This is a genomic window from Bradyrhizobium sp. 41S5, from assembly GCF_011516665.3.
In the GTDB taxonomy this organism is placed as follows: domain Bacteria; phylum Pseudomonadota; class Alphaproteobacteria; order Rhizobiales; family Xanthobacteraceae; genus Bradyrhizobium; species Bradyrhizobium quebecense.
In genome coordinates, this window is the sequence record NZ_CP083721.1 from 2,185,597 (window position 1) to 2,210,280 (window position 24,684).

The window sequence follows — 24,684 nt, forward strand, 5'->3', positions numbered from 1 at the left end:
GCGATCGCGGAGATGCGCGCACTTACGAAATTGCACCTGTTCATTCATCGCGGAGACGTTTCATGGTCAAGCAGAAGCATGTGTGCGTCATCGGCGCCGGCATTTCAGGGCTCGCCGCCGGAAAAGCCTTTGCCGGTCGCGGTCACAAGGTGACCATCATCGAGCGCAGCGGCGATCTCGGCGGGGTCTGGGAGCCGGCGCGCTCCTATCCCGACGTGCAGACCCAAAGCCCGAAGGAGCTCTATCGCTACACCGACAAGGCGATGCCGGAGTCCTATCCGGAGTGGCCGAAGGGTCCGCAGGTCCATGCTTATCTGCGTGACTATGCTCGCAGCCATGGGCTCGACGGTGCGATGCGGTTCGACACCAGGGTCGAGAGCATGATGCGCCGCGCGGACGGCAGGCCGGGCTGGACGCTCGCGCTGCGCTCGACCGACGGCGCGACCGGCCATGAGGATTTCGACTTCGTCGCGGTCTGTACCGGGCAATTCAACGAGCCAAAGTCGCTGCCGCTGCCCGGCGAGGACGGCTTCAAGGCGCAGGGCGGCCAGATCCTGCATTCGTCGCAATACGGCGAACCCGATCTCGCCAAGGGCCGCAAGGTGGTCGTGCTCGGCGGTTCGAAATCGGCGACCGACATCGCCGTGAATGCGGTCAATTCAGGCGCCAGCGAAGTCACCATCGTGTTTCGCGAGCCGGTCTGGCGGATTCCCTATTTCGTCGGCGGTCTCGTCAACTTCAAGCGCATCCTCTACATCCGCGCCCAGGAGCAGATGTTTGCGAGCTGGGGCATCGGGCCGATGGCACGCCTCGCGCATGTCGTGGCAAAGCCGTTCGTCTGGGCGAACTGGCGCGGGCTCGAGAGCATGCTGAAGATGCAGCTCAAGCTGAAGCAGTGCGGCATGGTGCCGAAGGAGCGGATCGAGGACGGCGTCAACTGCTCGGTGCCGATTGCGACCCCCGGCTTCTATCCGATGGTTGCCGATGGCCGGATCAAGGCGGTGCAGGGCACCTTCGATCATTACGACGGCAAGACCATCGTGATGAGCGGCGGCCAGCGTGTCGCGGCCGATGTCGCAGTGCTTGCGATCGGCTACAAGCTCGGCGTGCCGTTCCTCCCTAAGGAGTATCAGGAGAAGCTGGTCGAACCCGACGGGCAGTATCGGCTCTATCGGCTGATCGCCAACCCCGATCTGCCCGACATGGGATTTGTCGGGTTCAATTCGAGCTTCTGCACCGTGCTGTGCGCGGATCTCGCCGCGAACTGGCTGGTGCGCTATGCCGACGGCCAGCTCGCGCGGCAGCCGAGCGCGGCCGAGATGCGTGACAACATCGCGATGATGCTGAACTTCAAGCGCGTCGAGCGGCCGGCGGCGGGCGTCTATGGTGGGCTCTGCGTCGCGCCCTATCACTTCAAGCATTTCGACGAACTGCTGGCGGACATCGGCACCAAGGCGTCGCGCCGCAACCCGCTCGTCGAAAAATTCACGCCGCCGGATGCGGACGCCTATGCGCGCTTCCTTGCGACCGCGCCTGAATACAAGGCGGTGGCATGATCCGGAAAAGTGCGAAGCGGTTTTCCGAAAGGATCATGCTCAAACAACCGATCAGTCGCGGCCGGCGTCGAGGAAGGCTTGCGCCAGGCGCTCCGGATTGGAGAAGCATAGCTCATGGCTGCCCGGCAGCTGGACCAGGCGGAACAGCCCGAGCTTCTCCGACAGCCGCGGGTGCCAGGGCAGGCCGTGCGGCATCGCGGTATCCTCGGTGCAGTTGACGTAGGACTTCGCGATCGGCATCTCGGCCGGATTGGTCCGCAGCGCGATCTTGTCCTGGAAGGTCTTGAGCGGGTGCGGGTTGAGCCTGTCATAGGCCCGCTGCGCCGTCTCGAGGTCGGCGTCGTTGATGAAGGCCTCGCGCCAGATCGGGAACGGCAACACCACCGAGCCGTCGCCGCGCTCGGCATGGATGGCATCGAACAGGCCGACATAGTGCGACGGCACCATGTCGTTGAGGCTCTCGCCATGGTTCGGCACGAACGCATTCCAGTACACCAGCCGGCGGATGCGATCGGCGGCGGCATCGGCAACACCCGTGATGACCATGCCGCCATAGCTGTGGCCGACCAGCACGATGTCATTCAAATTGTGCTCGGCGAGATAATCCACGATCGACTGGATGGCCTCGGCAAGGCCGGAGTCCTTGCGGTCGCCGGGGCGGTTGCCCTTGATGGTCGGGGTGTGGACGACGTGGCCGGCCTTGCGGATGGCGGCCGCAACCGGCTCGAACTCGGCGCCGGTATGCCAGGCGCCATGGACGAGAACATAGGTCGACATGTTGTACCTCCCTGTGTGGTTTGGTCAGATCAATTGCGCGGTTCGGACGGCCGGGGATATCGCGCTGATATCATGCGGTTCCTGATGGATATTGACCCGGGGCCACGGAACGCGCTTGGCTGTAACCGAACCGGACTGGGCTCGGAGTGAACTGATGCAGCAAATCGCCGCCGCGGATCGCTCGCGCAGGCTGAGCTGGAATACCGCGGACACACGTCCGGGCGAGCAGTTTGCCTATTATCGCGAGGCGATCTGCCAGGCCTTCATGAACCTGACGCCGGAGCCGCCGGCGACGCCGGGTTTCGTCGCGCGGGTCGAGACCGTTGGGCTCGGCGACGGTGCGGTCAACCGGGTCAGCTTCCCTGAGCATATCGTGCGGCGCTCGGCGGCCGACATCGCCGCGTCCAGCCGGCGCTGCTACTACCTCAATCTCAAGCTCGCCGGCCGCTGCCGCATCCAGCAGGCCGGGCGCGAGATCAGCCTGTCGCCGGGGCAGGTCGGAATCTTCGACAGCGGGCAGCGCTTCGCGCTGCTGCACGACCGCGGCCCTGCGCTGCAGGTCGCCTCGTTCTGGGTGCCGGCCGAGGCGCTCGATGAACGGCTGCCGTCGGCGCCGGAGGTCGCACCGGCGCGGGTCTCCGACGATCCCTTCGTCGGCCATCTCATCGCCGAGACGGCGCAGGTGCTGAACAATTCGGCGCTCCGGGCGTCCGATACGGACAACGCGCGGCTGTTCGGCGTGCTGCTCGACCTGGTCGCACTCAGCCTGTCGCGGTCCGGTCGCGAAGGCGTTGCCGAGAGCGCGAGCCTTGCCGATGCGACCTGGCTCGCGCTGCGCCGCGCCGTCGACCGCAGGCTGCGCGAGCCGGGGCTCGCCGTTGCCGCCATCGCCGCCGCGATCGGCATCAGCGAGCGCTATGTCCACAAACTGTTCGAGCGCGCCGGGACGACATTCGCGAGCTACGTGATGGACCGCCGCCTCGACGGTGCGGCGCGCGACCTGAAGGATCCCGCGATCGCCGGGCGCGCGATCGGCGACATCGCGTTCGACTGGGGCTTCTCCGATCTGTCGCATTTCACGCGGCGATTCAGGCATCGCTTCGGCTGCACGCCGCGCGACTGGCGCCGCGGCTAACGCAATTTTCGGAAATCACGATGTCACAATCATTCATCTATCAAGTCAGTCCGATGCGGGTCGTGTTCGGGACCGGCACCGTCGCGCAGCTGGCGGACGAACTCGGCCGGCTCGGAATCAGCCGCGCGCTGGTGCTCGCAAGCCGGCGGCAGCAGGCCGAGCTCGGCGATCTCTCGGGCTTGACCGGCGGCCGCATGGCTGGCCCGTTCGACGGCGCTGTCGTGCACACGCCGGTCGCAGTCACCGAACGCGCGATGCAGATGGTCCGCGAGTTGAAGCCCGATGGCGTGGTTGCGATCGGCGCGGGTGCCGCGACCGGCTTGAGCAAGGCGATCGCGCTGCGCACCGACCTGCCGCAGCTGATCGTCCCCACCAGCTATGCCGGCTCCGAGATGACGCCGGTGCTCGGCGAAACCGTCGACGGCGTCAAGACCAGGCAATCCTCGCCCGCGATATTGCCCGAAGCCGTGATCTACGATGTCAACCTGACGATCTCGATGCCGGCAACGTTCTCCGCGATATCAGGCCTCAACGCGATCGCGCATGCGGCGGAGGCGCTGTATGCGCGGGACGGCAATCCGATCACCTCGCTGATGGCGGAAGAGGCGATTGCGAAACTTGCGTCATCGCTGCCGGATGTGATCGCGCGGCCGCGCGATCTCGATGCGCGTTCCGACGCGCTGTATGGCGCGTGGCTGTGCGCGGTCTGTCTCGGCACCGTCGGCATGGCGCTGCACCACAAGCTCTGCCACACCGTCGGCGCGCTGTTCGACCTGCCGCATGCCGAGACCCATGCGGTGCTGCTGCCGCATACCATCGCCTACAACACGCCGGCCGCGCGCGATGCGATCGGCCGCGCCGCACGGGCGCTCGGGGTTGCCGATGCGGCCGACGGCCTGTTCGATCTGTCGGCAAGGCTCGGCGCGCCGCGTTCGCTGGCCGAGATCGGAATGCCCCAAGACGGCATCGCAAACGCGGCCGCGCTCGCCACCAAAAATCCTTACTGGAATCCGCGGCCGATCGAAGAGCGCGGCATCAGCGAGTTGCTCCGGCGCGCGTGGTCGGGCGCACGGCCGCGGGCCGGATAGATCAAACCCCGATCGCGTTGCGCGCGATCACGTCGCGGTAGAACGCCGCGCTCAGTTTCGGCACCCGCGCCTGGGTTTCGAAATCCACGCGATAGAGGCCGAAGCGCTTCGCGTAGCCGAAGATCCATTCGAAATTGTCCATCAGGCTCCACAGGAAGTAGCCGTGGACCGGCACACCGTCGGCGGTCGCGCGCTGCAGTTGGGCGAGGTAGTTGCGCAGGAACATGATGCGGTCGAGGTCGTAGATTTGCCCGTCCGGCTGCACCTTGTCCTCGCCGGAGGTGCCGTTCTCGCTGATATAGATGCTCTTGATGTTCCAGAGCTTGGCGGCAATCCGCGGTGCCCAGTAGATCGTCTCCGGCGCGATCCGCAGCCAATCCGAACTCATGTGCGGGAACGAGCCCGGCATCGGCAGCGGCTTCCAGCCGGGGGCTTGGTCGGTGGCGAGGACATAGCAGTGCGGCGCGTAGATGTTGAGCCCGACGAAATCGTTGGGCTGCGCGATGATCTTCAGCTCGTCCGCGGTGAATTTGGGCGCATCGGCGCCGGCATATTGCAGGAAGCCTTCGGTGTACTTGCCTTCGAGAAGGACGCCGAGGAAACCTGCATTGAGCTCGCGCGTCGCGATCTCGGTGGCGCGGATGTGCTCCGGCGTGTTGATCGCGGGCACGCAGGCGGTGATGTTTTCCGCGGGGCCGACCCGCGTGCCGGGGCGGCCCTTGGCGCGGATCGCCTGCACCGCGAGGCCGTGCGCCAGCGCGACATGATGGCGCGCCTGGTTCACCTCGGCCGGCGGCAGCGTCAGCCCCGGCGCGTCGACGCCGAGCGCATAGCCGAAGGGGAGGAAACGCCCGACCTCGTTGAGGGTGAAGATGTTCTTCACCCGGTCGGTCAATCGCTGCGCCACGTAGCCGGCGTAGTCGCCGAACGCCTTCGACGTCTCCCGTGAGCGCCAGCCGCCGACGCGGTCCTGCAATGCCTGCGGCAAGTCCCAGTGATAGAGCGTGGCGTAGGGCTCGATGCCGTTCGCAAGCAACTCGTCGACCAGGCGGTTGTAGAAGTCGAGGCCCTTCGGATTCGGCGTGCCGGTGCCATCAGGGAACACCCGCGGCCAGGCGATCGAAAAGCGATAGGCCCTGGCGCCGAGCTCCTTGATGAGCCGGATATCGTCCTTGTAGCGGTGATAGTGGTCGTTGGCGCGGTCGCCGGTCGAGCCGTCCTCGATCTTGCCCGATGTGTGGGTGAATGTGTCCCAGATCGACGGGCCCCGGCCGTCCTCATTGACCGCGCCTTCGACCTGGTAGGACGAGGTCGCGGTGCCCCAGACAAAGCCGGCCGGAAAGTTCGCGCCGTCGGGCCGCGGAGCGTGGTTTGCGGCCTGACCCGGGGCCGACAGGCCGAGCGCCGAGAGGCCCGCAAGGCCCGCAAACTGCCGGCGCGAGAACTTACCGAACATTATTGTCTCCCGTGGCCGGACGCTGTGGCTGGAATGCCAGCCGCAGGTTAACCTTCCACCCTGCCGTTGAGCAACAACGGCCGAGAGGCCGAGGCGCGGTAGCGAGCGGCGCACCAATCGATGCAAACCGTTGCGATGTCAGATGTCGCGGAGTTGTCAGTTTTATGGCGACATGTTCTCTACTAGATTGCCTGCTACGTCCTTCCGCAATGACATCCGAAAATCCCGAGATCCCGGTGAGCTGCGCGCGATGAACAAGCCTGCGACCCATGTCCGAACCGCGCTGCTGCGTCGTCTTGCCACGGCAATCGGCTTGCTGCTGGCGACGGCCGCTGCAGCTCAGGCAGAGCAGACATTTTCGTTCGACGGCACACCCGGAAAGCTGCCGAAGACGGTCGTCCCGTTGAGCTACGCGATCGAGCTGACGCCTGATATCACGAGCCTGGCGCTGCCGGGCGTCGAGACCGCCGACATCGAGGTGCGTGAGGCCACGGCGCAACTGACGCTGAATGCGATCAACACGACGTTCGCCGAGGCCACGATCGATGATGGCGCGCAACGCGCGGAGGTGACGACCGACGCCACCGCGCAGACGGCGACGCTGACCTTCGTCAAGCCGCTTGCAGTGGGCCGGCACAAGCTCCGCATTGTCTTCACGGCGCAGATCAACAAATTCGGCACCGGGCTGTTTGCGGTCGATTATCCGACCCCGGCCGGGATCAAGCGACTGATCTCCAGCAAGCTGGAGCCGGCCGACGCAAGGCGGATCTTCCCGTGCTGGGACGAGCCGTCGTTCAAGGCGAGCTTCGCGCTGAGTGTCGTGATCCCGCGCAATCTGCTCGCGGTCGGCAATATGCCGGTGACGAGCGAGGCGCCGGTCACCGACGATCTCAAGAAGGTCACGTTCGCGCCGACACCGAAGATGTCGAGCTATCTGTTCGTGCTCACGGTCGGCGAGCTCGAGCGCGTCGCTGCGGATGCCGGCGGCGTCACCATCGGCGTGGTGACGACGGAGGGCAAGAGCGGGCAGGGCCGGTTCGCGCTCGACAGCGCAGTGAAGCTGCTCGCCTATTACAACGACTATTTCGGCGTCAAATATCCGCTGCCGAAGCTCGATTTGATAGCCGTCCCCGGCGGGTTCGGCGGTGCGATGGAGAACTGGGGCGGCATCACCTTCTTCGAGAGCCGGCTGCTGTTCGATCCCGCAACCAATGCGGAGACCGCCAAGCGCGGCATCTTCGCCATCATCGCGCACGAGATGGCGCATATGTGGTTCGGCGATCTCGTCACCATGGCTTGGTGGGACAATCTCTGGCTCAACGAGGGCTTTGCCAGCTGGATGGCGACCAAGGCCTCGGAGCAGTTCTATCCGCAATGGCAGAACTGGCTGAACGGCAACAGTGCGAAGCAGTTCGCCATGGCGCTCGATGCGCGCCGCACCTCGCATCCGGTGCAGCAGCCGATCGCCGATCACAGCGAAGCGGTCACGGCGTTCGATGCCATCACCTACAACAAGGGCCAGGCGCTGATCCGCATGCTCGAGACCTATCTTGGTGAGCAGGCGTTCCGCGACGGTATCCGCAAATACATGGCCGCGCATGCCTACAGCAATTCCACCACCGCCGATCTCTGGCAGGCGCTCGAGACGTCCGGCGGCAAGGCGATCACCGGCATCGCCGCCTCATTCACCGAGCAGGATGGCGTGCCGCTGGTGGTGGCCGAGACGGCCTGCGATGGTGCCGCGCAACGCCTGACGTTGCGGCAGGACCGTTTCGTGATCGCGCCGGCCAACGATCCGCCGCTGCCGGCCCACAGCTGGCAGATCCCGGTTGCGATCGGGCCGGCGCAAGGCAAGCCGTTTGACGAGATCCTGCTGAAGGGTAGTACAGATATTCCGGCCGGCGCATGCGGCGATGCGATCAAGGTCAATCTCGGCGATGTCGGCTACTTCAGGGTCGAATACGGCCCCAAGAACCGTGCGGCATTGCTGAACGCCTTCCCGCAGATGCAGGTCGTTGACCGGCTCAATGTCGTCACCGACAGCTGGGCGCTGGTGCAGGCGGGCCGCGCCGAGGCGCCATCCTATCTCGCGCTGCTCGATGCGCTCGATGCCGGCGATCATCGCGCGGTGTGGGACCAGGTGATCGCGACATTCGCTGCGCTCAACCGCCTGTCGCGCGACCGCAGCGAACGGCCGGTGATCCAGGCCTATGCCCGCGCCAGGCTGCGCCCGGTGTTCGACCGGATCGGATGGGATGGCACCTCGGGCGACGACGACACCGCGCTGTTGCGCGCGAGCCTGATCTCGACGCTTGGCGACCTCGGCGACGCGGCAATCGTCGCAGAGGCGAAGCGGCGCTTTGCGGCGTTTCTCGATGATCCAAAATCGCTGCCGACCACGCTGCGCGACGCGGTCACCCATGTCGTCGGCATCACGGCCGATCGGACGACATATGGCAGACTGCTGGCGCTCGCGCGCAACAGCACGGCGACCAGTGAGCGGCTGCGCTATTATTTCGCGGCGGCCAGCGCCCGCGATACGGAGCTGGCGCGCGCGACGCTGGCGTTGACGCTGACCGACGAATTGCCCGACACGATCGTCACCGGGATGATCAACGCGGTTGCATCCGCAGGCGAGCAGCCGCAGCTTGCCTGGGATTTCGTCCAGGCGAATTTCGAGACGTTGCTGGCGAAGCAGGGCCCGAGCTTCCGCGACCAGTTCGTGCCGAACTTCATGATCAATTTTACCGATCAGGGCCACGCGGCAGAGCTGGCCGCGTTCGCCCCGTCGCAATCCACCAGCGGCGGGCGGGTGACGGTGGCGCGCTCCTTGCAGGCGATCGCGATCTCGGCCGATCTCGCCGCGCGTGTGCTCCCCGCCGCCGATGCCTGGATCAGGGCGCACAAGCCGTGAGATCGCAAGAGAGTTTCCGGCGGCGCGCGATGCGGCTATGCTCCGTGCGCGGCATGCAATCAACGATGCGAGGCTGACATGGTCAAAGGTTCCGACTTGCTGGTCGCGGCCCTCGAGAATGAGGGCGTGGAACGGGTGTTCGGCGTTCCCGGCGAGGAGAATCTCGACGTCGTCGAGAGCCTGCGCAAATCCTCGATCAAGCTGATCGTGACTCGCCACGAGCAGGCGGCGGCGTTCATGGCGGCGACCTATGGCCGGCTGACCGGAAAGCCCGGTGTCTGCATGACGACGCTCGGCCCCGGCGCGCTCAACCTGACCACCGGTGCGGCCTATGCGTTGCTCGGCGCGATGCCGATGGTGATGCTGACGGGGCAGAAGGGCATCTTGAGCAGCCGGCAGGCCAAGTTCCAGATCGTCGACATCGTCAACACATTCCGTCCGCTGACCAAGCTGTCGCTGCAGATCGTCAGCGGCGCGACCATTCCGACGCTGGTGCGCGACGCCTTCCGGATCGCGACGCAGGAACGGCCGGGGCCGGTGCTGCTCGAACTGCCGGAGGATATCGCGCGCGAGGAGATTGCCCCGGTCGAGATCGTGCCGCCGCATCCGATCGAAATTCCGATCGCGCATGCGGCCGCCCTCGACCGCGCCGCCGACATGATCCTGAAGGCGCAGCGCCCGCTGATCATGCTCGGTGCTGCGGCATCACGGCCGCGTAGTACCGCGGGGATCGGCGACTTCGTGCGGCGCACCAAGATTCCGTTCTTCACCACCCAGATGGGCAAGGGCACGGTATCAGGTGGCACCAATCAGTATATGGGGACGGCCGCGCTGAGCGAGCGCGACTATGTGCATGAGGCGATCGACCGCGCCGACCTGATCATCGCGATCGGCCACGACACGATCGAAAAGCCGCCGTTCATCATGGGGCCGAAGGGGCCGCAGGTGATCCATGTCAGCTACACGGCGGCGAATGTTGAGCAGGTCTACTTCCCGCAATGCGAGGTGATCGGCGACGTCGGGCCGAGCCTCGAATTGCTGGCCGATCGGGTCGCGGGAAAGCTGCCGTCTGCCAGCGCGCTGCTCAGCCTGCGCGAAGGAATCCTGGCGAGGATCACCGATCGCGCCACCGAAGGCCGCTGGCCGCCGACGCCGCAGCGCATCGTGCACGATGTGCGGCAGGTTATTCCCGAGGACGGCATCGTCGCGCTCGACAATGGCATGTACAAGATCTGGTTCGCGCGCAACTACCGCACGCTGCTTGCGAACTCGCTGCTGCTCGACAACGCGCTCGCCACCATGGGCGCCGGCCTGCCGTCGGCGATGATGGCGGCGATGCTGTATCCGAAGAACCGCGTGCTCGCGGTCTGCGGCGACGGCGGCTTCATGATGAACTCGCAGGAGATGGAGACGGCGGTCCGACTCAAGCTCAATCTGGTGATCCTGATCCTGGAGGATTCTGCCTACGGCATGATCCGCTGGAAGCAGGCGGTCGACAACTTCCCGGATTTTGGCCTGACCTTCGGCAATCCGGATTTCGTCAAATATGCGGAAAGCTACGGCGCCAAGGGTTCGCGGATCGAGAGCACGGAGGCGATCGTCCCGACCCTGGAGCGGGCCTTCTCCGGCGGCGGCGTGCATCTCGTGGTGGTGCCGATCGACTATACCGAGAACAAGCGGGTGCTGGTCGACGAACTGCGCGAGAAGGTACAGCAGATCGACGTCGAATAGCGGATTGCCGCCGACGGCACGGAACGAAATGCCCTCGGCTTGATTGAACGTAAGCCGCCATGGTAGCACGCCCAGCGATCAAGCCACGGCATCACTCGTTGTGCTGATGGTCGGCGATACCAGATCTGAGAGGTCACGTGACTGCACCAAATCCTGCCGCCGGCAAGCCCATCGATCCCGCCGCCCTTGCCAATGTGCCGCGGCTGGTCACGGCCTATTTTGCCGGCAAGCCCGACGCCGGCGATCCTGCCCAGCGGGTTGCTTTCGGCACCTCTGGCCATCGCGGCTCGTCGCTGAAGAATTCCTTCAACGAGGACCATATCCTCGCCACCACCCAGGCGATCTGCGACTACCGGCGTGAGAAGGGCCTCACCGGGCCGCTGTTCATCGGTATCGATACCCATGCGCTCGCCGAGCCGGCGCTGGCCAGCGCGGTGGAAGTGTTCGCGGCCAACGGCGTCGAGATCATGATCGACGCGCAGAGTGGCTACACTCCGACGCCGGTGATCTCGCACGCGATCCTGAGCTACAACAAGGGCCGCAGCACAGGGCTTGCCGACGGCGTCGTCATCACCCCGTCACACAATCCGCCGGAGGATGGCGGCTACAAATACAATCCGCCGCATGGCGGCCCGGCCGACACGGATGTCACGGCCGTGGTCGAGAAGAACGCCAACCGCTATATCGAGGCCGTCCTCAAGGGCGTCGCGCGAATGCCGTATGATCGCGCGCGCAAGGCCGCGACCACGCATCTGCACGACTACATCACGCCCTACGTTGCCGATCTCGGCAACACGGTCGATCTGGCGCTGATCAAGACCGCCGGCGTCAGGATCGGCATCGATCCGCTCGGCGGCGCGGCCGTGCATTACTGGCAGCCGATCATCGCGCGCTACGGCATCAACGCCACCGTGGTCAACAATGCGGTCGATCCGACCTTCCGCTTCATGACCGCGGATTGGGACGGCAAGATCCGGATGGACTGCTCGTCGCCTTACGCGATGGCGAGCCTGATCGGGATGCGCGACCGGTTCGACGTCGCCTTTGCCAACGATACCGATGCCGACCGCCATGGCATCGTGACCCGCTCGAACGGGCTGATGAACCCGAACCACTTTCTCGCCACCGCGATCGCCTATCTGTTCGCGCACCGGCCGCAATGGAGCAAGGACGCCGCGATCGGCAAGACCATCGTGTCGAGCTCCATCATCGATCGCGTAGCGAAAAAGCTCGGTCGCAAGCTGGTCGAGACGCCGGTCGGCTTCAAATGGTTCGTCGAAGGGCTCGGCAGCGGCGGCTTCGGCTTCGCTGGCGAGGAAAGCGCCGGCGCGTCGTTCCTGAAGCGTGACGGCTCGGTATGGACCACGGACAAGGACGGCATCATCCTCGGCCTGCTGGCGGCAGAGATCATCGCCAAGACCGGTCGTGACCCCAGCGAATTGTTCAACGAGTTGACGGCCGAATTGGGTGTTCCCTATTACGAGCGGATCGATGTCGCGGCGACGCCGAAGCAGAAGAACGCGCTGAAGGCGCTCGGGCCTGAGCAACTCAACATGACCGAGCTCGCGGGCGATCCCGTGCGCGCGGTCAGGACCAAGGCGCCGGGGAACGATCAGCCGTTCGGCGGTATCAAGGTCGAGAGCGAGGCCGGCTGGTTTGCCGCGCGTCCTTCCGGCACAGAGGATGTCTACAAGATCTACGCCGAGAGCTTCCGCGGGCCGGATCATCTAAAGAAGATCCAGGGTGACGCGCAGGCCGCGATCGCCAAGGTGTTCTGAGGCACGGGCCCGGCGGAATTCATGCGCGTATTGTTGACCGGCTCCTCCGGCTGGCTCGGCCGCTTCCTCGCGCCGCGGCTTCGACAGGCCGGCCATGACGTGACCGGCCTCGACGTCGTTGCGGGCGAGGCGACCAATGTGATCGGCTCCGTGGCCGACCGATCGGCGGTCGATCGCGTCTTCGCCGATCACGGCATCGAGGCCGTGATCCATGGCGGCGCGCTACACAAGCCTGACATCGCGCGGTTCTCGCCGCAGGCCTTTGTCGACGTCAACGTGTCAGGCACGCTCAATCTGCTGCAGGCGGCGGCCGCCGCGGGCCACGACCGCTTCGTCTTCACCTCGACGACGTCCCTGATGATCTCGCAGGCGATCCGCGACGATGAAGGCCATGCGGCGGTGTGGCTCGACGAGAGCTCGGGGCCACTGGAGCCGCGCAACATCTACGGCGTTACAAAGCTCGCCGCCGAGGGGTTGTGCCGGCTCTACAGCCGCGAGCATGGGCTGAACTGCGCGGTGCTGCGCACCAGCCGTTTCTTCCCCGAGGACGACGACACCATCCGCGACATCCATGGCGAGAACCTGAAGGCAACCGAGCTGCTGTACCGCCGCCTGACGGTCGAGGATGCCGCCGACGCCCATGTCGTGGCGCTGGAGAAGATCCGCGGCTTCGAGGTGTTCGTGATCAGCGCGCCGACGCCGTTTGCGCGCAGCGACGTCGCTGATCTGAAGACGGACGCCGCCGGCGTGATCGCGCGCATTTTCCCCGATGCGCCGGCGCTGTTCGCGCGCCGGGGCTGGCATTTGCCGAAATCGATCGGCCGGATCTACGACGCGAGCAAGGCCGAACGCCTGCTTGGTTTCCGCGCGGTCACCGACTTTGCAGCGGTGCTCGGCGCCCTGCGCAGCGGCGAGCCGCTTCCCTTTGCGCACGATCCCGACTATGTCTCGCCGTCAACGAGGCTCGCAAATGGCTGATTTCCACGGCGTCTTTCCCTATCTGGTGTCCCCGATCGATCCCGCCGGCCATGTCCGCACCGAGGTGCTGGGCCGGCTCTGCGACGATCTGATCAAGGCCGGCGTCCACGGCCTGACGCCGCTCGGCTCGACCGGCGAGTTCGCCTATCTCAACAATGCGCAGCGCATGCAGGTGGTGGCGACCACGATCGAGGCCGCGCAGGCTCGCGTGCCCGTGGTTGCCGGCGTCGCCTCGACCTCGACGGCGGATGCGGTGGCGCAGGCCAGGGCCTATCAGAAGCGCGGTGCTGCCGGTATTCTCGCTATCTTGGAGGCGTATTTTCCGCTCAGTGACGCCCAGGTGGAATCCTATTTTCGCGCCATCGCCGACGCCGTCGACATTCCGGTCGTGATCTACACCAATCCGAATTTCCAGCGCTCCGACCTCACGCTCGACGTCATCGCGCGGCTCGCCGCGCATCCGCGCATCGGCTACATCAAGGACGCCTCGACCAATACCGGCCGGCTGCTGTCGATCATGAACCGCTGCGGCGACAGCCTGAAAGTGTTCTCGGCTTCCGCCCATATTCCGGCCGCGGTGATGCTGATCGGCGGCCATGGCTGGATGGCGGGACCTGCCTGCATGATCCCGCGGCAAAGCGTCGAGCTCTACAATCTGTGCCGCCGTGCCCGCTGGGACGAGGCGATGTCCCTGCAGCGCAAGCTCTGGCGCATCAACGAGGCGTTCGCCCGCTTCAACCTCGCCGCCTGCATCAAGGCCGGGCTGGCGAGCCAGGGCTACGATGTCGGTGACCCCGTGCCGCCGCAGGCGCCGCTCACCGCCGAGCACCGCAAGGTGGTCGAGGCCGCGTTGCGCGATCTCAACTGAACCTGGCTTGCGCGTTGCATAAGGCGCATTGCGTCGTCTTTCTTGGGCGTGTTGTCTCGCGCCGAAAATCCGCTAAAACCCGCCGAAATTTCTGAAATCAAGGACCCTCCGATGAACATTCTTCCCGGCAATATGCGTTTTGGTGCGGGCCAGCCGGTCAAGCGTCTGGAAGACCAGCGGCTGCTCACCGGGAAGGGGCATTTCATCGACGACAAGCCACAGGACGGCGCGCTCTGGCTGCACGTGCTGCGTTCGCCGCATGCCCACGCCAACATCAAATCGATCGACGTCAAGGCGGCGCTCGAGATGCCCGGCGTCAAGGCGGTCTATACTGGCGCTGACCTCGTGAAGGACGATATCGGCACGCTGCCGACGCTCGCGATCTTCAAGCGCCCCGACGGCTCGCCGATGACCGTGCCGCCGCGGCGCCTGCTGGCGCATGAGGTGGTGCGCTACGCGGGCGAGGGCGTTGCGGCTGTGGTCGCGACCTCGCGCGTGCTGGCGCAGACCGCGGCCGAAGCGATCGAGGTCGATTACGAGGTGCTGCCCTCGGTGGTCGATCCGGTCGAGGCGATCAAGCCCGGTGCGCCGGCGGTCTGGCCGGAGGCGCCCGACAACATCGTGGCCGCGATGAGCTATGGCGACGCCGCCAAGGTCGAGGAAGCCTTCGCCAGCGCCGCGCACAAGGTGTCGCTCGATCTGGTCAGCCAGCGCCTGGTGCCGTCGGCGATGGAGCCGCGTTCGACCATTGCCGAGATTGAGAAGAAGACCGGCCGGCTCATTCTCCACGTGCAGTCGCAGACCCCGGGCTCGACCCGCGATCTGCTGGCGGAATCGATCCTGAAGCGGCCGAAGGACAGCGTGCGTGTGCTGGTCGGCGATATCGGCGGCGGCTTCGGCCAGAAGACCAGCCTCTACCCCGAAGACGGCATCGTCGCCTATGCCGCGACCAAGCTGAATGAGAAGATCCGCTGGCGCGGCGACCGCACCGACGAGTTCGTCGGCGGCACCCACGGCCGCGACCTCACTTCGACCGGCGAGTTCGCGCTCGACGCCAAAGGCCGCGTGCTGGCTTACCGCGTGCGCTCGATCGGCGGCACCGGAGCGTACTCGTCGGGCACCGCCAACATCATTCCGCTGGTGCTCGGCCCGTTCGTGCAGACCGGCGTCTACGATCTGCCGCTGGTGCATTTCGAGGTGAAGTCGGTGATGACCAACACCGCGCCGGTCGGCGCCTATCGGGGCGCCGGCAGGCCGGAGGCGGTGTTCATCGTCGAGCGGCTGTTCGATGCCGCAGCGCGCCAGATCGGCATGGACCCGCGCACCATCCGCAAGGTCAACTACATCAAGCCGGCGCAACTGCCCTACACGAACGCGGTCGGACAGGTGTATGACTCCGGCGCCTTCGCCCACATGCTGGAGCGCGCGTCTGACTTGGCCGACTGGAACGGCTTTGCCGCGCGCAAGAAGGTGGCGAAGAAGAAGGGCCTGCTCTACGGCCGTGGCCTGACGAGCTACATCGAATGGACCGGCGGCCGCGCCCACACCGAAAACGTCTCGCTGCATGCGACCGCAGAAGGCCGCGTCATCCTGCATTCCGGCACCATGGCGATGGGGCAGGGCCTCGCCACCACCTACACCCAGATGATCGCCGATACGCTCGGCATTGCCATGGACAAGATCGACGTCGTCCAGGGCGACACCGATCTCGCCACCGGCTTCGGCAGCGTCGGCTCGCGTTCGCTGTTCGTCGGCGGCACCGCGGTAGCGGTCTCTACCAACGACATGATCAACAAGGCGCGCGACAAGGCGTCCCACCTGCTCGAAGCCTCCGTCGGGGACATCGAGTATCGCGACGGCTTCCTCACCGTGGTCGGCACCGACAGGCGCATCAGCCTGTTCGAGATCGCGGCCAAGGAAAGCGGCGCTAAGCTCTCGGTCGAGAGCGAGGGCAATGTCGACGGGCCGAGCTGGCCGAACGGCACCCACATCTGCGAGGTCGAGATCGATCCCGAGACCGGCGTCACGCGGGTGGTGCGCTACACCACGGTCGACGACGTCGGCGTCGCGGTCAATCCGATGCTGGTGACGGGGCAAGTGCATGGCGGCGTTGTCCAGGGCATCGGCCAGGCCCTGTACGAAGGCGTGGCCTACAGCGAGGAAGGTCAGCTTCTGACCGCGAGCTATCAGGACTATTGCATCCCGCGCGCCTCGGACATTCCGCCGATCACCGTGACGCTCGATCCCTCCGCGCCCTGCAAGACCAATCCGCTGGGCGCCAAAGGCTGCGGTGAGTCGGGCGCGATCGGCGGCCCGCCCTGCATTACCAACGGCGTGATGGATGCGCTGAGCGAGCTCGGCATCACCCAGCTGAACACGCCGTTGACGCCGGTGAAGATCTGGCAGGCGATAAGGGACGCGAAGGCGGGGGCGTAGCCCGCCAGCGTCGCCACCCTCGGACGAGGAGGGCACTTACAGGACGGCGCTTGCACGATTTCGGGATATTGGAAATATATCCCCGATTTGCCCGACGTGTCAAGTTGCCTGGTCGAACGCCGGCAGCCGCCAGCTCCTTTGCATGGGGTTGTTTTCGATATTTTGGCGGCGCGCACTTGGCGAGAAGTTCCTCCACCGTCACCTCTCTCCAGGCGAGGGTGACGGGAAGGCGAGCGCGTCCCGGCGCGCTACAGCCCCAGCACCATCTTCGCGATGATGTCGCGCTGGATCTCGGACGACCCGCCGAAGATCGTGTAGGCGCGCCCGTTGAGATATTCCGGCACCACCGGCAACAGCTCTTCCGGGATCGCCGGCTCGTGGTTGAGCCGGTAGAACGGCCGCGCCGGCTCGACGGCGAGACCGTCATTGCCGATCACGTCGACGCCAAGCCGCGTTACCGCCTGGCGGATCTCGCTGACCCTGAGCTTGATCAGCGACGACACCGCGCCGGGATTCTGCCCGGTCTGCAGCGCCGACAGCACCCGAAGCTCGGTCATCTCGAGCGCATCGATATCGACCTCGACTTCCGACATCCGCATCGCGATGTCGGGGTCCTCGATGGCGCGGCCGGTGACCTCGGAGCCGGCGAGATCGGAGATCGTCCTCAGCGCCTCGCGCAGCTTGGCGGAGGCGATGCCGGAGCCGCGCTCGAATTCGAGCAGGTATTTGCCGTAGGTCCAGCCCTTGCCTTCCTCGCCGACCCGGTTGGCGACGGGCACGCGGACGTCGTCGAAGAACACCTGGTTGACCTCGTGATCGCCGCCGATGGTCAGGATTGGACGCGTGGTGATGCCCGGCGTCTTCATGTCAATCAGGATGAAGCTGATGCCGTCCTGCTGTCGCTCGCCCTCATTGGTGCGCACCAATGCGAACATGCGGTTGGCGTGATGCGCATGCGTGGTCCAGATCTTGGTGCCGTTGATGATGTAGTCGTCGCCATCGCGCACCGCGCGGGTCTTCAGCGACGAAAGATCGGAGCCCGAACCCGGCTCGGAATAACCCTGGCACCAGTAGTCTTCACCTGAGAGGATTCGCGGCAGGTAAAAGTTCTTTTGCTCGGGCGAGCCGAAGCCGATGATGACGGGGCCGACCATCTTCACGCCCATCACGTTGACATTCGGCACGCCGGCCCGCGCGCATTCGGCCTCGAAGATCCAGCGCTGCGCCGGCGTCCAGTCCGGCCCGCCATGCTCAACCGGCCAGCCCGGCGCGCCCCAGCCCTTCTTGTGCAGCGCGCGCTGCCAGGCCATGCCGATGTCGGGGTCGGAGAACACCGACGGCGTCAGCGCGGTGGCGCGCTTCATTTCCGGCGTCAGGCTCGCGGCGATGTAGTCGCGGACTTCCTTTTCGAAGGCGCGTTCCTCGGCACTGAAGGTGAGATCCATGGTGCGCTCTCCGTTTACGCGTGGGCGCGGCCGCTCAACGCGGCGTGGCGGCGATAATGATGGGCACTACCGCCGAACAGCGTATCGAAGGCGAGCAGCCGCTTGAAATAGGCGCCGATGTCGAGCTCCTCGGTGACGCCCATGGCGCCGTGCAACTGGACTGCCTGCTCGGCGACGAAGCGCGCGCATTTGCCGATCTTCGCCTTGGCCCCGGACGCCGCGCGGCCGCGGGCCACCGGCTCGGCATTGGCCATCAGCGCAGCGCGCAGCGCCATTGACCGGGCTTCGTCGACCTGCATCGCGACGTCGGCGAGGCGGTGGCGGATCACCTGGTTGGCCGACAGCGGCCGCCCGAACTGTTTTCGAATCTTGGTGTATTCGAGCGTGGTGTCGAGCAGCGTCTGCATGATGCCGACCGCCTCGGCGCCGAGCGCGGTCATCGCGCGGTCGACCACGGTTTCGATCGCGGGCAGCGCATCCTGGCCGTCGCCAAGCAACGCGTCGGCGGGCAATTGCACGTCCTTCAGATCGAGATTGCAGCCGCGCCCGCCGCCGAGCCGCGCGTAGTCGCGCAGGGCAAGGCCGGGCGCACCAGCCGGCACCAGGAACAGGCCGAGCTTGCCGGATGCGCCATTGGCATTGGCAGTGCGGGCGGAGACGATGATCTGGTTGGCCGATGCGCCGTCCAGCACCGCGATCTTGCTGCCGTTCAGCCGCCAGCCGTCGGCCGTTTTCTTCGCCGTCGTGTCGACATGGCCGAGATCGAACCGTGCGGTGCGCTCCGAATGCGCGAAGGCGAGCGTGAGCGCGCCCTCGGCGACCTTGGGCAGGATCGCTCGCTGTTGCGCCTCGGTGCCGCATTCGGCGACCAGCGCAGCGCCGATCACGACGGTGGAGAGGAACGGCTCGGACACCAGTCCGCGGCCGAACGCTTCCATCAATAGCCCGATCTCGATCGCGCCGCCGCCAAGCCCGCCATGGGCTTCGCTGATCGGTAGCGCTAGCCAGCCGAGCTCGGCGAACTGCTTCCAGATCGCGGGCGAATAGCCCAGCGGATCATTCGCCGCCTTCTTGCGATGGTCTGATGTGAAGGTTTCCGCCACGAAGCGGTCGGCACTTTCGCGCAGCAAGCGCTGCTCGTCGCTGAGAGTGAGGTCCATCTGGTCACTTCACGTTGGCGGTTTTCTTGACGGAGGGATGCAGGCCTGCCGGGTCCACCACCATTCCGAACTCCTGCAGATTGTGCGCGTGGCAGAGCTGATGCAGCGCGAAGGCCTGATCGATCGCCGCAGGCTGCCCCATGATGTCGATCGAGCGGTTCACCGCCTCCTTGGACAGCTTCAACGCGAACGCGGGTTTTGCTGCGATCCGCCGGGCCAGCGCCAACGTAAAGGAGGAGAGATCGCCGCGCGGCACCACGTGATTGACCATGCCGAGGCGATGCGCCTCGTCGGCGCTCCAGACGTCGGCGGTGAACAGCATCTCCTTGGCCTTGCGCGCGCCGAGTTCCCAGGGATGCACGAACCATTCGACGCCGCAGACGCCCATCGTCACCACGGGATCGCAGAACTCGGCGTCACTGCTCGCGACGATCAGATCGCAGGCCCAGGCCAGCATCAGCCCGCCGGCGATGCACTTGCCATGCACCTCCGCAATCGTCGGCTTGGCCAGATTGCGCCAGCGCCTTGTGATCTGCAGGTAGATCTCCTGCTCTCGCGCGAAGCGGCCGTGCGTGTTGGGTTCGGCGAAGCCGCCCCAATTTCCGACTGGCGGGAAATCGACGCCTGCCTGGTTCTTGCCGGCCGGCCTGAGATCGTGACCGGCCGAGAAATGCGGACCGTTGCCGGCGAGGATGATGACCTTGATCGCGTCGTCCTGCACCGCCTGGTCGAAGGCGGCATTGAGGTCGTAGGTCATCTGCAGGTTCTGGGCGTTGCGAGCCTCGGGGCGGTTCATCACGATCCGCGCAATCGCAGGATCCGGCCGCTCGACGACAATCGTCTCGAATTGTTCAGACGCCAATGGATCCTCCCGGGATCGATTTTCTCGGCATGATGAACGGCGCAGGGAGGGATAGGCAAGGGCCATCATCGGCAAAATCCGCCGCGAATCCCGCCACGCGGGATTGTCGGGCGAAAATCTGTTACTCTGATCGAGAATCCACCGGGAGGACCTTCTTCATGCGCAAGCTTTGGACCGTGCTGGCAGCGCTGGCGACATTGAGCCTGACCAACTGCGGCTACAACGCGATCCAGACCAATGACGAGACGGTCAAGTCGAGCTGGTCGGAGGTGGTGAACCAGTACCAGCGGCGCGCCGATCTGGTGCCGAACCTCGTCAATTCGGTGAAGGGCTTTGCGCAGCAGGAGAAGGACGTTCTGCTCGGCGTCACCAACGCGCGCGCCAAGGTCGGCAGCATCCAGGCGACGCCCGAAGTTCTTAACGATCCGGCCGCGTTCCAGAAGTTCACGCAGGCGCAGGGTGAACTGACCAGTGCGCTGTCGCGGCTCCTGGTCGTGACGGAAAACTACCCGCAGCTGAAATCGGATGCGCTGTTCCGCGACCTGATGGCGCAGCTCGAGGGCACCGAGAACCGCATCACCGTGGCACGCAACCGCTATATCAAGGCAGTGCAGGACTATAACGTCGGCATCCGGACCTTCCCGAACAATCTGACTGCGATGGCGTTTGGCTACAAGGAGAAGCCCAACTTCACGGTCGACAACGAGAAGGAGATTTCGACCGCGCCGAAGGTCGATTTCAATCCGGCGCCGTCGCCCGCGCCGTCGAAATAGCGCCGGCGTGCCTAGCAACGCGATGATAGCCGCACGCGTCTTCCTACTGGCCTTCCTGCTGGGCTTCGTATGCCCGGCGTGGGCCGAGGTCGCGGTGCCTCAGCTCACCGGCCGCGTTGTCGATCAGACCGGGACGCTGTCGGCGAGCGATGTTGCGTCGCTGAACGACAGGCTGAACGATCTGGAGACCCGCAAGGGCAGCCAGGTTGCGGTCCTGATCGTGCCGACCACCGGAGAGGAAACGATCGAGCAGTTCTCGATCCGCGTTGCCGAGGCCTGGAAGATCGGGCGCAAGAAGGTCGACGACGGCGCGCTGCTCGTCGTCGCCAAGAACGACCGGCATTTGCGCATCGAGGTCGGCTACGGCCTTGAAGGCGTGCTGAGCGACGTCGTCACCCACCGCATCATCGACGAGGACATCACGCCGAAATTCAAGGCCGGCGATTTCGCCGGCGGCATTTCGGCCGGCGTCGACCGCATGATCCGCCTGATCAATGGCGAGCAGCTGCCGGCGCCGGAGCCCGAGCATTGGCAGGGCCCCAATCTCGTCGATCTCGCCAATCCGGTGACGATCTTTGTCGTCATCATCGTGGCGAGCGTGTTGCGCGCGATGCTGGGGCGGCTCTTGGGCTCGGCCGCGACCGGCGGCATCGTCGGCGTCTTCGCCTGGATGGTAGCCGGCTCGCTCGCCACTGCCCTGGTGGTCGGCCTGTTCGCTGCCGTCGCGGCGCTGATCTTCGGCGGATTGAATTTTGGCGGTCCGGCGGCCGGCGCGGGACCATACCGGCGCGGCGGGGGCTGGTCCGGTGGTGGCGGCTGGAGCAGCGGCTCGAGTTCGGGCAGCAGCGGCGGCTTCAGCGGCGGAGGCGGCAGCTTTGGCGGTGGCGGCGCCTCGGGGAGCTGGTAGGCATATGGGCATCAAGCGTATCGGCAAGCATCTGATCGAACACCGCTGGCGCGTGCGACGCGAGTTTCCGCCGCGCGTGCTCGACGCGATCGAGAAGGCGATCAAGGCGGGGGAGGCGACCCATTCCGGCCAGATCCGCTTCGTCGTCGAGGGCGCGCTCGACGGCGTGCCACTGTTCCGCGACCAGCCGGCGCGGGAGCGGGCGCTTGACGTGTTCGCGCACTTGCGGATCTGGGACACCCATCACAACAACGGTGTCCTGATTTATCTCTTGCTCGCCGACCGCGACGTCGAGATCGTCGCCGATCGCGGCATCGACGCCAAGGTCGGCCACGCCGGTTGGGAAGTGATCTGCCGCGCGATGGAAACCGACTTTCGGGCCGGCCGGTTCGAGCAGGGCGTGATCAAGGGGATCGAGGCGGTGTCGCGGGAGCTCGCGCGGTATTTCCCGCATGTCGCCGGAGACCCGAACGAGCTGCCGGACAAGCCGGTGGTGATTTGAGCGACCAACGATTTGGTCCGGTGCTCTTCATCCTCCCCTGGAGGGGGAGGATCGACGCGAATGCAATGAGCGGCGAGGTGGGGTGAAGGTCTCTCCGCGTGAACGCTGCCCGAGTGGAGAGATCACCCCACCTCGGTTCGCATTGCGCTGCGCTTCATGCAAACCGATCCTCCCCCTCCAGTGGAGGATAAGAATAAGAAAGACCCCTACGCCTTCACCGAAGGCCGCGCGCCGACGCGGTTGAACCAGGCCACGATGTTGGCGTTCGACTGGTCCAGCGGCTGGCCGACCTGGTTGCCGAAATCGAGCCAGCAATAGAGCAGCATGTCGGCGAGCGTGAAGCGCTTGCCGCAGATGTACTCGCGGCCGTCGGCCATCTGGTTATCAAGCCATTTGATGCGGTTGGCGGCGATCATCTTCAGCCCGGGCGAGGCCTCGGGCGCGACCGGAATGCGCTTCTCGAAGAACTTCAGCGCCTCGCCGAAGCGGTAGCCGTTGGCGAGCGGCTCGGCGATGTTGAGATCGACGCGGCGCGTCCACATCCGACACTCCGCGCGCTCTTCCGGCGTCGTGCCGATCATCGCGGGCGAGGGGTGCTTCTCCTCGAGATATTCGCAGATCGCCGTGATCTCCGAGAGGTAGTTGCCGCAGTCGAGCTCGAGCGCCGGCATCTGGCCGTGCGGATTGCGCTTCAGATGCGCTTCCTCGCGGTTCTCCCCCTTGCGCAGGTCGACGGTCTCCTTGGGGATCTCGATGCCCTTCTCCGCCATGAACATGCGCACGATGCGCGGATTGGGTCCGATCGAGTCGTAAAGCTTCATGGTTCTCGCTCCCTGTTCTTCAGCGTTGTTGTTGCCATTGTTGAACAGGCCATGCGCGGATTTGTCAAATGAAGCGTCACATGTGCGGTCGCGCACGCGTCAGTCGTCGTACCGGTCGCGTACCGACCGCATGGTCTGCCTGTCGTCTGCCGACGGAGGTCATTGCGCCGGTCGAGGTGCGATTTCCGTCGCGGACGGTCGCCCGCGATAGACCGCCAGGCCGACGAGACCGACCGCCGCGGCGAACAGGATGTAGTAGACGGGAGCCGCCTTGTCGCCCGTCATCTGGACCAGCCAGATGTTGATGAACGGCGCCAGCCCGCCGAACAGCATCACGGCGAGATTGTACACCAGCGATGCTCCGGTCGAGCGCACGCCGACCGGAAATATCTCGGTCATGAAGGCCGGCATCGGCCCGGCCAAGGCCCCGAGCAGGACCGCGACGATCTGCAACTGCCAAAGGTTCGCGGTGGTCGGGGCGGCGACGAGCCGCTGCAGGATCACATAGAACAGCAGGCTGTAGACGATCAGCGCCGGAGCGAGCACCGCGCGACGACCGATCCGGTCGGAGAGCGCGCCGCAGGCCACCGCCACCGCCGCGTTGATGACGCTGACGACGAGCAGGCCCAGCTGTGCATTCAGGATCGGCAGCTTCAGCTCGGCGACCGCGTAGGTCGGCAGAAAGATCGCATTGACATAGTTGATCGCCGTACCGGCCGCGATCAGGCAGAACGAGGCGATCAACTCGCGTGGGTGCTCGGAGAATAACTGGCCGAGCGTGGTCTGCCTGCTCGGCCGCACTGTGGCGGCCTTCTCGGCGAGATACGCCTGGAATTCAGGCGACTCGTCGCACCTGCGGCGCAGATACCATCCGGTCGGCCCGATCAGAATGCCGAGGATGAACGGCACGCGCCAACCCCAGCTCGCGAAGGCATCGGGCGACAGGCCGAGATTGAGACCGATCGCCATCGCGGCACCGAGGCCGAACGCCAGCCATTGCGACACCATCTGGAACGAGCCGTAGAAGCCGCGCCGGCCAGGCGGCGCGAACTCGATCAGCATCGCGCTGGCGCTGCCGAACTCGCCGCCGGCGGAAAAGCCCTGGATCAGCCGCGCGAGCAGCAGCAACAGCGGTGCCGCGATTCCGATCGCGCCATAGGTCGGCAACAGGCCGAGCAGGCCGGTGCCGACAGCCATCAGCGATATCATCACGACCAGCGCTTTCTTGCGGCCGTGCTTGTCGGAATAGAGCCCGAACACCAGGCCACCCAACGGCCGGGCTGCAAAGGCGATCCCGAATGTCGCGAAGGTCAGCAGCAGCGAGGAATGCGGATTGTCCGCCGGAAAGAACAGCTTGCTGAGGATGCCGGCGAACAGGCCAAAAACGGTGAAGTCGAACCATTCCAGCGCATTGCCGATCGTGGAGGAGATCACCACCCGGCGGCGCATCTGCGCCATCGTGTCAGCCTGCATTCGTTTCGTCTCCCCGCTGTCGGC

At 65.5% G+C, this 24,684-nt stretch carries 19 protein-coding genes; 12 read left to right on the forward strand and 7 right to left on the reverse strand.

From position 1 onward, the window contains the following. Positions 1–62: 62 nt before the first annotated feature. Positions 63–1,556 (forward strand): flavin-containing monooxygenase, encoded by a 1,494-nt coding sequence (locus HAP47_RS10325; RefSeq protein WP_173638339.1) that lies wholly within the window; start codon positions 63–65, stop codon positions 1,554–1,556. A 51-nt stretch (positions 1,557–1,607) separates the two neighbouring features. Here the strand turns inward: HAP47_RS10325 and HAP47_RS10330 are convergent, their stop codons facing one another. Next, the gene (locus tag HAP47_RS10330; protein ID WP_173638338.1) at positions 1,608–2,333 is read right to left on the reverse strand and encodes an alpha/beta hydrolase; all 726 of its coding nucleotides are present in this window, start codon (positions 2,331–2,333) and stop codon (positions 1,608–1,610) included. A 154-nt stretch (positions 2,334–2,487) separates the two neighbouring features. Between HAP47_RS10330 and HAP47_RS10335 the strand changes: the two genes are divergently transcribed. Both HAP47_RS10335 and HAP47_RS10340 read left to right on the forward strand, forming a co-directional pair. Next, entirely contained in the window at positions 2,488–3,468 is a 981-nt protein-coding gene (locus tag HAP47_RS10335) for a helix-turn-helix domain-containing protein (protein WP_173638337.1), read from the forward strand. Positions 3,469–3,488: 20 nt separating this feature from the next. Then, positions 3,489–4,556: a maleylacetate reductase gene (locus HAP47_RS10340; RefSeq protein WP_173638336.1), complete on the forward strand. Its 1,068-nt coding sequence runs from the start codon at positions 3,489–3,491 to the stop codon at positions 4,554–4,556. Between the two features lies 1 nt (position 4,557). On the opposite strand, the gene HAP47_RS10345 is transcribed toward HAP47_RS10340, so the two are convergent. Continuing rightward, positions 4,558–6,012, reverse strand: a complete 1,455-nt coding sequence (locus HAP47_RS10345) for a GH1 family beta-glucosidase (protein WP_173638335.1) — start codon at positions 6,010–6,012, stop codon at positions 4,558–4,560. A gap of 250 nt (positions 6,013–6,262) precedes the next feature. Here HAP47_RS10345 and HAP47_RS10350 point away from each other — a divergent pair, with 250 nt between their 5' ends. From HAP47_RS10350 to HAP47_RS10375, 6 genes are all read left to right on the forward strand, one after another. Next, positions 6,263–8,926 carry a M1 family metallopeptidase gene (locus HAP47_RS10350; protein ID WP_173638334.1) on the forward strand — a complete coding sequence of 888 codons (2,664 nt, stop codon included), beginning with the start codon at positions 6,263–6,265 and terminating at the stop codon, positions 8,924–8,926. Between the two features lie 78 nt (positions 8,927–9,004). Then, positions 9,005–10,657, forward strand: coding sequence for an acetolactate synthase large subunit (locus tag HAP47_RS10355; RefSeq protein ID WP_173638333.1), 1,653 nt, complete (start codon positions 9,005–9,007; stop codon positions 10,655–10,657). Positions 10,658–10,794: 137 nt separating this feature from the next. After that, a complete protein-coding gene (gene pgm, locus HAP47_RS10360) occupies positions 10,795–12,435 on the forward strand; it encodes a phosphoglucomutase (alpha-D-glucose-1,6-bisphosphate-dependent) (protein WP_173638332.1) in 1,641 nt (546 codons plus the stop codon). A gap of 21 nt (positions 12,436–12,456) precedes the next feature. Then, complete coding sequence (locus HAP47_RS10365; protein WP_173638331.1) at positions 12,457–13,413, forward strand: NAD-dependent epimerase/dehydratase family protein; 957 nt, start codon at positions 12,457–12,459, stop codon at positions 13,411–13,413. Beyond that, positions 13,406–14,281, forward strand: coding sequence for a dihydrodipicolinate synthase family protein (locus HAP47_RS10370; protein WP_173638330.1), 876 nt, complete (start codon positions 13,406–13,408; stop codon positions 14,279–14,281). Before HAP47_RS10365 ends, HAP47_RS10370 begins: the two co-directional genes overlap by 8 nt. Positions 14,282–14,392: 111 nt before the next feature. Next, complete coding sequence (locus tag HAP47_RS10375; RefSeq protein WP_173638329.1) at positions 14,393–16,717, forward strand: xanthine dehydrogenase family protein molybdopterin-binding subunit; 2,325 nt, start codon at positions 14,393–14,395, stop codon at positions 16,715–16,717. A gap of 248 nt (positions 16,718–16,965) precedes the next feature. Here HAP47_RS10375 and HAP47_RS10380 read toward each other — a convergent pair whose 3' ends face one another. The 3 genes from HAP47_RS10380 to HAP47_RS10390 are packed head-to-tail and all read right to left on the reverse strand — an operon-like array spanning position 16,966 to position 20,118. Beyond that, positions 16,966–18,162 carry an acyl-CoA dehydrogenase family protein gene (locus tag HAP47_RS10380; RefSeq protein ID WP_173638328.1) on the reverse strand — a complete coding sequence of 399 codons (1,197 nt, stop codon included), beginning with the start codon at positions 18,160–18,162 and terminating at the stop codon, positions 16,966–16,968. A gap of 14 nt (positions 18,163–18,176) precedes the next feature. After that, positions 18,177–19,322, reverse strand: coding sequence for an acyl-CoA dehydrogenase family protein (locus HAP47_RS10385; RefSeq protein WP_173638327.1), 1,146 nt, complete (start codon positions 19,320–19,322; stop codon positions 18,177–18,179). 4 nt (positions 19,323–19,326) lie between these two features. Further along, a complete protein-coding gene (locus HAP47_RS10390; RefSeq protein ID WP_231168963.1) occupies positions 19,327–20,118 on the reverse strand; it encodes an enoyl-CoA hydratase in 792 nt (263 codons plus the stop codon). A gap of 224 nt (positions 20,119–20,342) precedes the next feature. Between HAP47_RS10390 and HAP47_RS10395 the strand changes: the two genes are divergently transcribed. The 3 genes from HAP47_RS10395 to HAP47_RS10405 are packed head-to-tail and all read left to right on the forward strand — an operon-like array spanning position 20,343 to position 22,366. Next, the gene (locus tag HAP47_RS10395; protein ID WP_173638325.1) at positions 20,343–20,957 is read left to right on the forward strand and encodes a LemA family protein; all 615 of its coding nucleotides are present in this window, start codon (positions 20,343–20,345) and stop codon (positions 20,955–20,957) included. Between the two features lie 22 nt (positions 20,958–20,979). Then, a complete protein-coding gene (locus HAP47_RS10400; protein WP_173638324.1) occupies positions 20,980–21,864 on the forward strand; it encodes a TPM domain-containing protein in 885 nt (294 codons plus the stop codon). A 4-nt stretch (positions 21,865–21,868) separates the two neighbouring features. Next, positions 21,869–22,366 carry a TPM domain-containing protein gene (locus HAP47_RS10405; protein WP_173638323.1) on the forward strand — a complete coding sequence of 166 codons (498 nt, stop codon included), beginning with the start codon at positions 21,869–21,871 and terminating at the stop codon, positions 22,364–22,366. 206 nt (positions 22,367–22,572) lie between these two features. Here HAP47_RS10405 and HAP47_RS10410 read toward each other — a convergent pair whose 3' ends face one another. Then, positions 22,573–23,187: a glutathione S-transferase family protein gene (locus HAP47_RS10410; RefSeq protein ID WP_173638322.1), complete on the reverse strand. Its 615-nt coding sequence runs from the start codon at positions 23,185–23,187 to the stop codon at positions 22,573–22,575. A gap of 159 nt (positions 23,188–23,346) precedes the next feature. After that, positions 23,347–24,660: an MFS transporter gene (locus HAP47_RS10415; protein ID WP_231168829.1), complete on the reverse strand. Its 1,314-nt coding sequence runs from the start codon at positions 24,658–24,660 to the stop codon at positions 23,347–23,349. Between the last annotated feature and the right edge of the window lie 24 nt (positions 24,661–24,684).